Source organism: Rhodococcus sp. (in: high G+C Gram-positive bacteria) (assembly GCF_049286785.1).
Taxonomy (GTDB): domain Bacteria; phylum Actinomycetota; class Actinomycetes; order Mycobacteriales; family Mycobacteriaceae; genus Rhodococcus_F.
The window spans coordinates 1-1,676 of record NZ_JBAQEO010000606.1; the positions used below are offsets into that span (position 1 = coordinate 1).

The window sequence follows — 1,676 nt, forward strand, 5'->3', positions numbered from 1 at the left end:
CCAGATATCGGGCGGCCGCCTCTTCGTCGGCGAAACTCATCGTCTGCCCGGAGGCGGCCGGTTGACCGGCTTCTCGCACCCGCCACAGATGTCCCGCCGGACGATCGGAATCCCGGGTGCGTCCCGCCGTCATGATCACCACGTCTTGGACCATCTCCGACAACTCGGTGAGGATGTGCGACGAGATCAGGACTGCGCATCCCCCCTGGGCCATCACCCGCAGCTGGTCCCGCAACTCCATCCGCGAGCGTGGGTCCATCCCGGACGCGGGCTCGTCGAGGAGAAGCACTCGTGGCCGGTTCACCAAAGCCCGGGCGAAGCCCAGCCGTTGCTTCTGTCCTCGGGACAGTTCGTGGGCGGGTCGGTCGGCGAACTCGGAGAGATGAATCAGTTCGAGAAGGTCGACGGCTCGCAGGCGAGCTGCTCCCGCCGGTTGCCCGTGCAGCCGCCCGAACGTGGTCAGGATCTCAGTTGCCGTCAGGCTGTCCCAGGTACCGAACACATCCGGCATCCATCCAGTCGCCGCGCGTAGCTGGGTCGACTCGACCTCGAGCTCGTGGAGCGCGATGGAGCCGGAATCGGGTGCCAAAAGTCCGGCGAGCATCAGGAGCAGGGTGGTCTTCCCCGCGCCGTTGGGCCCCACGAGCCCGGTGATGCTCCCTGCCCTCAGTGTTACGTCGGCATGCTCGACGGCGGTATGTCGGCCGAACGTGCGCTTCAGGCCGCGAGCCGTCAGTCCCATGCCGTGACCCTAGTAGATCCAGTCGGTCACCGACGTGGACACGTTTCAATTGATGGTCCAGTCGCTGGATCTCGGGCCCCGGTGGCGCAATCAGGGATACGGCAGCGCCGATTCTCCCCGCTGATCCAGCGCCATCGTCATCAGAGCGATCTCCTGCTGCTGACCGCTGAGTATGATCAACGCCCGGGACCGGACACCGGGTACAGCGGTGGCCCACCACGTCCGCGGCCATCTCGATCCCGCCTTGATGATGACGGATCATCAACTGCAGGAACAGCACCTCGCGTTCGACACCGACCGCCTCCCCCAGCCGGTCAGCTCCTCGTTCGACGCCATGCCAGGCATGTCAGGCATGGCGGAATGTCCGCGATGCTGAGTGTCGGCCGGGCGGGCCGGCGGCTGCATCGCTTCGCCTGCCAGCTCCAGCCAGCCGGTCAGAGTGCCGATCTCGCGCCACTGTGAGGTCCGGAGCTGTTCGGCCACCGCTCGCACATTCGGGGCTGCTGCAGCAGCGACCATCTCCACCATCGTGATCGCCTGCTGGTGATGGGCAGACATCCGCTGCGTGAAATCGATGTCGGCGTCCGCGAGGCCTACCGACGCGCCCGTCATCGGCTCGCGCCGAGGGGGACAAAACACTCTCCCTGGGCATGCTCGCCATCAACCAGCACTGGCCCGGCCAACCCAATGGGCGCCTGCGCGACCCCGAAGAAGTTCTCGGTGTTGCCCGGCAACGTGCCCGGGTCCAGCGAGTAGGACGCGACGTGCTCGACCGCGCTCGCGGTGTGCGCACGTACGTTATCTTGGCGCGCCGCGATTGGCGCCAATGCGTGGTCGTTGCCCCCGTCGCCCGGAATCGTCCGATCGGCGATAGGCAGGACAATGTCACAACACATGGCCAACTCGGACACCTGAGGTCCTGTCCCTGAAACGG

At 66.2% G+C, this 1,676-nt stretch carries 1 protein-coding gene and 2 pseudogenes; all 3 read right to left on the reverse strand.

The window, feature by feature from the left end; all coding sequences use genetic code 11:
* A partial coding sequence (locus WAW17_RS22130; protein WP_422335060.1) for an ABC transporter ATP-binding protein occupies positions 1-742 on the reverse strand: 742 nt, incomplete at its 3' end.
* 271 nt (positions 743-1,013) lie between these two features.
* A pseudogene (locus WAW17_RS22135) lies at positions 1,014-1,354 on the reverse strand (DUF305 domain-containing protein); the annotation flags it as partial.
* Positions 1,351-1,676: pseudogene (locus WAW17_RS22140) on the reverse strand (hypothetical protein); the annotation flags it as partial. The pseudogenes WAW17_RS22140 and WAW17_RS22135, both read right to left, overlap by 4 nt.